10 protein-coding genes and 2 pseudogenes are annotated in these 8,542 nt (G+C 44.6%); 2 read left to right on the forward strand and 10 right to left on the reverse strand.

What is annotated here, in order from left to right; genetic code table 11:
* Nucleotides 1–217: 217 nt before the first annotated feature.
* The 10 genes and pseudogenes from BM613_RS15215 to BM613_RS13610 form a co-directional block, all read right to left on the reverse strand.
* Nucleotides 218–394, reverse strand: a complete 177-nt coding sequence (locus tag BM613_RS15215) for a hypothetical protein (protein ID WP_181363177.1) — start codon at nucleotides 392–394, stop codon at nucleotides 218–220.
* A gap of 135 nt (nucleotides 395–529) precedes the next feature.
* Nucleotides 530–946, reverse strand: a complete 417-nt coding sequence (locus BM613_RS15600; protein ID WP_425450701.1) for a transposase domain-containing protein — start codon at nucleotides 944–946, stop codon at nucleotides 530–532.
* 72 nt (nucleotides 947–1,018) lie between these two features.
* Nucleotides 1,019–1,270: an IS66 family insertion sequence element accessory protein TnpA gene (gene tnpA / locus BM613_RS13575; RefSeq protein ID WP_245926397.1), complete on the reverse strand. Its 252-nt coding sequence runs from the start codon at nucleotides 1,268–1,270 to the stop codon at nucleotides 1,019–1,021.
* Between the two features lie 89 nt (nucleotides 1,271–1,359).
* Nucleotides 1,360–2,334: an ABC transporter permease gene (locus tag BM613_RS13580; protein ID WP_181363178.1), complete on the reverse strand. Its 975-nt coding sequence runs from the start codon at nucleotides 2,332–2,334 to the stop codon at nucleotides 1,360–1,362.
* 14 nt (nucleotides 2,335–2,348) lie between these two features.
* On the reverse strand, nucleotides 2,349–3,620 hold the full coding sequence (locus BM613_RS13585; RefSeq protein WP_219930703.1) for a hypothetical protein: 1,272 nt from the start codon (nucleotides 3,618–3,620) through the stop codon (nucleotides 2,349–2,351).
* Nucleotides 3,621–3,927: 307 nt separating this feature from the next.
* Nucleotides 3,928–4,209, reverse strand: a pseudogene (locus tag BM613_RS13590) (transposase); the annotation flags it as partial.
* A 53-nt stretch (nucleotides 4,210–4,262) separates the two neighbouring features.
* Nucleotides 4,263–5,300, reverse strand: a pseudogene (locus BM613_RS13595) (IS256 family transposase); the annotation flags it as partial.
* Between the two features lie 22 nt (nucleotides 5,301–5,322).
* Nucleotides 5,323–5,550 carry a transposase gene (locus BM613_RS13600; protein ID WP_109431710.1) on the reverse strand — a complete coding sequence of 76 codons (228 nt, stop codon included), beginning with the start codon at nucleotides 5,548–5,550 and terminating at the stop codon, nucleotides 5,323–5,325.
* Nucleotides 5,551–5,839: 289 nt separating this feature from the next.
* Entirely contained in the window at nucleotides 5,840–6,148 is a 309-nt protein-coding gene (locus BM613_RS13605) for a hypothetical protein (RefSeq protein WP_109431711.1), read from the reverse strand.
* On the reverse strand, nucleotides 6,145–6,507 hold the full coding sequence (locus BM613_RS13610) for a MerR family transcriptional regulator (RefSeq protein ID WP_181363180.1): 363 nt from the start codon (nucleotides 6,505–6,507) through the stop codon (nucleotides 6,145–6,147). The genes BM613_RS13605 and BM613_RS13610 overlap by 4 nt, the downstream gene beginning before the upstream one ends.
* 460 nt (nucleotides 6,508–6,967) lie before the next feature.
* On the opposite strand from BM613_RS13610, the gene BM613_RS15930 reads away from it, so the two are divergent.
* Together BM613_RS15930 and BM613_RS15935 are read left to right on the forward strand one after the other, a co-directional pair.
* Nucleotides 6,968–7,387, forward strand: a complete 420-nt coding sequence (locus BM613_RS15930; protein ID WP_181363181.1) for a DUF4238 domain-containing protein — start codon at nucleotides 6,968–6,970, stop codon at nucleotides 7,385–7,387.
* A 57-nt stretch (nucleotides 7,388–7,444) separates the two neighbouring features.
* Nucleotides 7,445–7,918: a DUF4238 domain-containing protein gene (locus tag BM613_RS15935; RefSeq protein WP_342767171.1), complete on the forward strand. Its 474-nt coding sequence runs from the start codon at nucleotides 7,445–7,447 to the stop codon at nucleotides 7,916–7,918.
* The last annotated feature ends 624 nt before the right edge of the window (nucleotides 7,919–8,542 follow it).

Consider the following 8,542-nt stretch of genomic DNA (forward strand, 5'->3'; position numbering starts at 1 on the left):
GAGCAGCAGGAGAAATGGAGGCAGAAGGTCGAGGCGGAGGCATCATGAAGAGCTTCCACCTTGCGCTTGGGTCCCGTCTGGCCGGACAAACCAAACCGCATCCATGCAAGGGTGGAGCCGCACGAATCGCAAGATGAACGGAAGAGCTTCAAGTCGCCGGAAGGCGATGAAAAGGCAAGGCACCCCGTCGACAAAGGGAAAACGAAATTACACACAATTACGGACTTGATCTTTTTGCCAATACAACTACAACTACTGCTGCAAGAATTAATACGATAATTCCGATTCCAGCTCCAATAAGCGTCACACTCATACCTTTTGCCAAGCGACTCAAAGCAAGAAGGACTACAACCATTGCCATTGATATAGGAATGGGTACCTGTAGTAACTTCACACAATGTTCCTCCAAAATTAAATGTATTTTCTTAATTAACTATACACCATTTCGTTATCCAGCTCAAGACACCGCAATCTCTCAGCTAAAATCTTACCGAAAGAGTATTGGCTCACTCAAGTAAAAACGTGAGCGTCAAATTGCTCCCACCTTGCCTTCCCTCCACAGTTCACCAAACTCATGCGTGACAAACAACCCCAATGGGGAACCGGCGGGGTCGTTTCGCATCCTATGCTTTTTCGTTCGTCCGTGAATTCTCTCTGGCAGACGCTCAGACCACATCAGCACGTCGTACATCGCTGCCCGCTCGTCCGTCTGGATGTTGGGTATCCGTTCAAACAGGTACTCTAGGTACAAGTAAAGGTCTAAGCCGTTCTCCTTAGCTGTCTCCACCAGACTGTGTGCGATGGCGCTGGCACCCCGTGGCGTCTTATCCCGCGCCCAGTTACAAACCACAAACACGGCAGGAGAAAATGGGTCGAGGTGAATCGATCGATGTGCGCATATCGGTGCTACCGCAAGCCAAATAGACAGGCAGATCCGGCCTGGCACCGATATTCAACATTGCGCGGCCAGGGTGCACACCACATTGCGCAACAGATCGGAGTCGTAACTAGGCGTGACCTAGATGACAGCCGGGCCCACGTGTACGGTCAGCGGATTATCCGCCATGGCCATTGCGGATTCATCCAAGCGCATCGGGATGAAGCGTGGCTTTGCATCATCACGGCCGTCGTGGTCGACGCCCGACGTATACTGGCTGACCCAATTCCACAGTTGGTGTTCCTTGACCTGTTGGGCGGCGCACCAATCTGCACCCGTAAATCCGCTGGTCCGAAATTCCGCAACGATTTTGTTCCAACCGGCCTTCGTCACGACGATCCCTCCAAGATGGTGTTCTAGGGGGTATCATCCCGCATAAGACGGAATTCGCACTAAGTGTGAGCTATTTGACGGTCACGTATCTAATCAAATATCGCACCGACATCGATGATCAAATCTACAAATATGCAGCAATATTTTTTCTGAAACACCAATCTCTGTCGTTGGCGCAAAAAAATTACTATCTCTTTAAAACTCGGGCGCTTACCGTAAAGCAGCACGCCCACCCGATAGACTTTTGCCGATAAAATAGCACTCAGTGTGGTGGACGCAACAAGAAGAATCAAGGATAGACCTATTTGCCATGACTGAACATTCGACATACCTATGCGCGCAAACATCACAGTCGGTGTAAAGAAGGGGATATAGGATAGGACCTTGATCCACGTAGTGTTAGGCGCCTGTAGTGCCATGATCGAGACTATAAATGAAAATAGGAAAACCATCGTCACAGGTTGAGTGAGCGGAGCCACATCTTCAACCCGACTGACTAGCGATGCAAGGGCTGCGTAAAGCGTCGCATATAACAAGTATCCAAGAAAGAAATAGGCACCAAACAAAATAATAATATATAGCGGTAAGTGACTAAAAAGTATCGTCTCCCCTCCTGATTCCGTCAGTTTATACACGGTGAACGCGGACACCAACAGGATTGAGTATTGGGTCAAGCCAACTAATCCAGTCCCAGCTAATTTTCCATACATAATCGTATCGGGTTTCACGCTGGCAATCAATATTTCTTGCACACGCGAATTCTTCTCAGCAGCAACTGCCATTTGAATATTCACACCATAAAAAAGCACGAATATGTAGAGGAGAAGCTCCATCACATAGATTGGAACAAGGCGGTCAGGGTAACTCGTCTGTAGCGCGATTTGTTTGATAGTTACCGGAGCCAAAATGCGTGCCTCCTTAACGAGTGTCAGGCCTACTTGGTGCAAAGCCGTTTGAATATAAGATGACTGTACCAAGGACGTTAATGAAGATAGATAAGCTGGATTCTGATTGTTAGCATAGCTGAGGATAATAGGGACATTTGAAGGAGACCGTTCAATCACAATAACCCCTTCAACTACTCCTGAGAGAACTGGATCCCCTCAATTGAATAAGCAGCTATCTGATCTTCGATAAGATTGGCGGCGCCAAGGCACGACTCGTATGTGTTATCCTTCGTCATGAACAAGCGACTGCCTCTCCTTGCTCCACAGTCAGACGCAAGTCCAAATCTGCATGCGTTTACGAATAGTTGAGGTTGAACACGAGAGTTCCATCTCCAACTTGATGCAGACTCTAGATTTTTTATAAATTTATTCCATTCGTGTGCCGTCTCAAAGTTCAACATATTAATGCCATCAAATAGGCGTAGGTTTTCTGAATTCGTTTCGTCAAAAGTGCAAATCCGTACAGTTACCACGCCAACATCAGTTGTAATTTTCCAATGCAAATCTCCCATCGCAATGCATCGTATAGAAGGAAACTCCACTTTATCCTGTTCAACAGCGGATATGATTAATGTATCAACATCTAAGTACTCGGCAATTTGTGAAATTTTAGTAATCAGACTCTCTTCCGAAGAGAAATCTACTATCTTCTTAAGACCGACAGGCATTGTTTCAAGTCCCGAAATCGCTCCCACAAAGGAAGCGATTTGCGAACTTAAATTATCATCATTTGTGCGGTTATCTTCGAAATTCTGACGTATTCCGACCTTGGCAAGGTACCTTCGCAAATCATAACTCAAATTCCATGGCATTGATACTTTCAGTTTCAATTTCTGAACGGTAAAGCGAGATAGAGCCTGAACTAATTCCTCTAAAGAGTCTTCACTCCAGACATTGCCCAAAACCTCAATTTCAGTTTCAACATGCAAATGCTTTTCAAGATAGAGACATTCCTCTATGATCCTGGGAATGCAATTTGCAATTCCCTCGTTGTACCATAAGCCCACATTTGGGGCTTCGATTGGCTGCAGAAATCCCGATAAATAGGGGGAAATTTCATTCAAATAACGTTTATGAGATGAAAAGCCTATGATATCCAAGATATGGCCCGGAGATGCGCCATATTTGCTCGTCCAAAAGATGTCCTTGCCCTTCTCGACGTATTCCCGTACGATTTTACTAAAGTATTGAAAATGATAATCAATGTTTACCATCCACTGTGTATCCTCAACCTCATCCAACATATTCCTTAGATTCAATATCCGATGTGTGGATGGTTTGAAACGCCTGATTGTCTCGTTAGATCGAGATTTTAAACAAGCCGCAGCATACGAATCACCTACACTTGGGCTCCATACGATTCGGTTTTTAATAACTTGCAAGGAAAGAATCAGCACAAACATTCCCCTCTTGAATATGAATCATTTATCGTAACAATGCTTAACAAAGCTTATTGATAGAAAGAGAAAAATTCATCCAATAAATCTGATGAATAGAATTTATAATAATTTGAGCATTTTGCAAAGCATATTATGATATGTATGGCAATTAAAAGTATATTTTAATAGAACGAAGTAATATACTGCATTATGTCATTCATTCGTGCCGAACCGGATCAAGTCAGAAATGTGGTGTAAATTCTCCCTCGACAGATATGGAGTTATGTCAACCAATGGGGAGGATCTTAGTGGCAGTTTTCGAAGCCTGTTGCTACTCCTTCTTCCAGGTGGTATAGTCCGCCATGTCGAGGTATTTGTGCCCCGATTGCCATTTCTCGTCCATCTCCATCAGCAGTGCTCCAATGAGGCGAAGGACAGAAGCGCGGTTAGGGTAAATGCGAATCACTCGGTCACGCCGACGAATCTCTTCATTCATTCGCTCCATCCCGTTGGTTGTCCTTAAACGCTTCCTGTAGCGCTCGGGCAACGAGAGGACAGCCGTGATATCATCAAATCCATTCTCGAGGATCTGGATGGCTTTCGGCGCTTTCTCGGATCAAGTCCTAAATGTGGTGTAAAATCATCTTTGGTAGAAATCGCCTTATGTTAACTAATCATGCTGATTTTTGTGTCTTGTTTTACCTGCTTTTTCTGCTCCTCTTTCCACAGAAAGTACTCCTGCATGTCCAGATAGCGATGACCCGTTTTCCACTTCTCATCCATCTCCATGAGCAATGCGCCTATGAGTCGCTTCACAGAATCGCGATTGGGGTAGATGCGGATCACACGATCTCGTCTACGAATCTCTTCGTTCAAGCGTTCCACACCGTTCGTGGTGCGCAGACGCTTTCGGTAGCGCTCTGGCAAGACGAGAACGGCCGTGATGTCATCAAACCCATTTTCAAGAGTCTGGATCGCCTTCGGCACTTTCTCGCCATAATCGCTCACCACTTTATTCATGAGTAAACGTGCCGTGGCCATATCTGGCGCATCGAGAATGGCACGCGCCTTCCCGTATAACTCCGCTTGCAGGTGCTTCTGTGTCGCATCCATGAAATTTCGCATGAAATGCGTCTGGCATCGTTGCCACGTTGCTCTCTGAAACTGCGCGTGTAACGCCTTAATAAGTCCGCTATGACTGTCAGAAACGACCACATCCACGCCTCTCAGATCACGCTGTTTGAGCCAGCTGAAAAATTCCGACCAGCTAGCTTCTGATTCGCTGTCTCCTAACGTGATGCCAAGGATTTCACGATAGCCTTCTTCGTTAACGCCCGTTGCGATCATGGCCGCTCGGGGACGGACAGACCCCTCCTCCCGAATTTTTAATACAATGGCATCCACCAAAAGGAAGGGATATTGATGCTCCCTCAGATTTCGTCCATTCCATGCTTCGACAATGGGATCAAGGTTTTTACACAGTTCGGATACGGTGGATTTTGAGAACTCCGCGCCGCAGAGTTCTTCTGTAATCGCAGTGATTTTGCGGGTCGATACGCCTTGGATCACCATCTCCACCATGGCCAACAACAGCGCCTGCTCACTGCGCTGATAACGCGCAAACAATTCGGTGGAGAAACGACCATTTCTCAGCCGTGTCACTCGCAATGTGAGGGTGCCCACGCGTCCGGAAATATGGACCGGTATCCATCGATGAAGTGGTACCTTACTTACGGTCGTTCATGAAGATGCGCGCCGCTTTTTTTAAGATGGCGTTCTCCTCTCGTAGTTCGCGAATCTCCCGCTCAAGATCCCGCAAAGCCTTTGCGGCCGGCTTAAGATTCCCGCTACCAACGAACGGAGTAGCTAGATCCTCCTTGAACTTCAATATCCAGCCATACAACGTCTTTAAAGATACATCCAGTTCAAGCGCGACCTGGCTTGCTGGCTTCATACTCTCCATAGCCTATTGAACTGCATGAAGTTTGAATTCCTTGTCGTACTTCTGTGTCGTGTAGCTCACCCCGAATCACCTTATTCTTACATTCTCAATTTGTTTTATCTACTCTTCCATCCTAACACCAAGTCAAAATCGTCCTCGAATACGGACAACCACGTAGGACGAATTCCTCGCTAATTAGACATTTACCACCGCACTCCGTACAGTTGCTCCCATTTCTACATCACTTTCATTTTCTCAGACGAGCTCCTTGTTCTTTGGTTGTAATGAACTTCACTCACGTTTACGTTAACACTATTCCCAATGTCAGAATACCACTAAAAAATAAAATGTGTAGAGCATGTACACGCCCCATTGCCAACCCGTTCCACACACGAGACAATTGAGAAGCAACACATACAAGCACTAACCACACCAAACCGACTGATTTGGTAAAAGAGAGCACAGCGACAACAATAACGGCCATACCGATTAGTGTAAAAACAGCCGCTTGAAGACGCGAAATGTTGACGGCTCCCCTGCTACGTAAGGCAGCAAAACCGCCAATTACCGTAACCAATCCGTACAAAGACAAGATCACGACCCCGATCATTTGGGCACTACCTTAGAGAGTTCGTCTAACATTTCACGCAAGTTGTCCCGCCTGATTGTCAGGTCGTGAATTTGATTGTCCAAATTGGCAATCTGGTTGGCAAATTTTCTTTTCACTTCATGTATTAGAACCTCGGAACCACATCCGACAGATGCTCTGAGTTCAAACAAGAGAAGGATATCCTCCAGAGAAAATCCTATATTCTTCAACTCTTGAATTATTTCAAATACCTGTATATGGTCATCGAAATAATGCTTCTGGTTGCCATCTCTGGCGGGACATAAGAGACCTACTTGCTCATAGTGCCGCACCGTTTCATGAGTTGTATTCAGTGTTCGAACGAATTCTCCAATTCTCATCTCCTTCACCTCTAGGCCAGTGTAGAACATGGGGTTAGCCCCATGTCAAGACCGACTTTAGTTGAATCAAACGCAGGTGTTTTCGCTACACTCCAGTTGAGCCACTTCGATCGTTTCAACGAGAGCCACCATATTTCCAGCAAACTGGTGCACTTTACATGGAGTGTGGGCCATGATAGGCTCGTTTGCCTCGCGGAATCCCTTGGAGATCGCGCTTTCGCGACAAGTCATCCCCCTGGAGGCTTCATGTCAAGTACGCCCATCATCCACTTCTATGCGAAGTGGCTCTCACTCAGTTGATCAAAGTGGCTCAAAGTACCGTTAGCAAATACAACTGTAATTGCATTTCTGTGGAAATCTGTCGATATTTCATGTAGAGTAAAGACAAGAACCTATCTTTCTTAAGTCATCGCGTTCACCTCGATTGTCTCGTTCCAAAACTAAAGAGGAGGACATCCCAGTGAACTTGGTTAAAAATCAACACTATGTGCCACAAACCTATCTGAGGAATTTCGCAATTCCAGGTCGAGAGTCTTTATATTGTTTTAATAAGGATTCTGGAGAAATATTGGATAACCCTACTTCAATTAAGAACATCGCAAGCGAAAGATATTTCTACGATATAAAAGGTATAGATGAGCAAATTGTGGAGAAATTTTTTGGTACATTAGAAGCTGATTTCGGAAAATTCATTAATGATTTTATAACAAAGTGTGATCTCTATGAAAAAGGAGTCTCCTTTTCTCGTAGTGATCCTATTTTAACCGAAGTAGAACGGAATTATCTAAGTTCTTGGTTGGCGGTTCAAGTCCTAAGAACCAGAAGCATGCGGGACATCATTCTTGAGGTTTACAATGAGATAGTTAAGATTTTGTTATAATTAAATAATAATGTAATTGATGATAATCTTTACCTCGATAAATCTGACCATCCATCTATTCATAATTTAGTTTTGTTCGAAACGTATGCTAGGATCGTAACATTATTCAAAGACCTTATATGGACGGTAGGTGTAAATAAGACGGAATTCCTGTTGTACACCTCTGATGCACCTGTTCAAAGCGGGAATGCAAAACACGACATCTCAATGGTTGGTGGATTTCAGTCCGAAGGTTCTTTTGTCACTTTCCCGATAAATAGCAAGTATATTTTGGTACTCCAAGACCGTTCTTATTTCGCAAATCAGCTTAAAGCCGTGGAGAACAAGTTGGTTCCGGTCACTATTGATGCAGTCAAGCTGTTCAACAGAATGCAAGTTTTAGGCGCATACCGTATGGTGTTTTGCCAACAAGAAAAATTGAAATTTGCTCAAAAAGTTCACAAAGAAACTATCAAATCCGGAAATCGTGTCAATCATGATGTGATCGCTGATAAGGTAAGGGAGATTGTCAAAAAACAATCGGTAGAATAGAGAACCTTTATAAAGTGTAGAATAGAGAACCTTTATAAAGTGTAGAATAGAGAACCTTTATAAAGTGTTATTGTACTCGCCCAATTGTACAATAAGCTGGGAGCTTGCTGCCTGCATGGGTATGCACCTCTGCTCAATAGTTGAAGCCGGAGTTGTGCTTCCTGATTGACAATTCAGCGGTGAATCAAATGCGCACCAACATCAATAAAATGATGATAAACCAAGTAAGCCAAGAACAATGTCAGCCGATGTTTCCACCGACTCATCAGCGCTTTTGCGCTCAGTTCCTATCGTGATTTCTATCTATGTTTTTCTCCCACGCCCACACACTTAGAAAAAGGAAAATAGCGTTTGTTGTAAAAGATAACAGTGAACTTTCCCCTCCTCAAAGGATTTTGGTTACGTCACTTACATCTTCTCGAAGTCGGAGTGAAGTCCTTTTTTCACAGTAGTGTCCGTTATTATGTGTAAAAGTGCGTAGGCTCGAGACTGCGTACTGGCTCTATCAAATAAGATGAGCCATTCGGCTTCCTCTGGTAGAATGGGTGTGTCTAGTACTCACTCACAGAAGGAGAATCCAAATGGCTCAACCTCAGTTTACGATAAATCTCGATCTTTTGCAGT

Source organism: Sulfoacidibacillus thermotolerans (genome assembly GCF_003144315.1).
In the GTDB taxonomy this organism is placed as follows: Bacteria; Bacillota; Bacilli; order Alicyclobacillales; family SLC66; genus Sulfoacidibacillus; species Sulfoacidibacillus thermotolerans.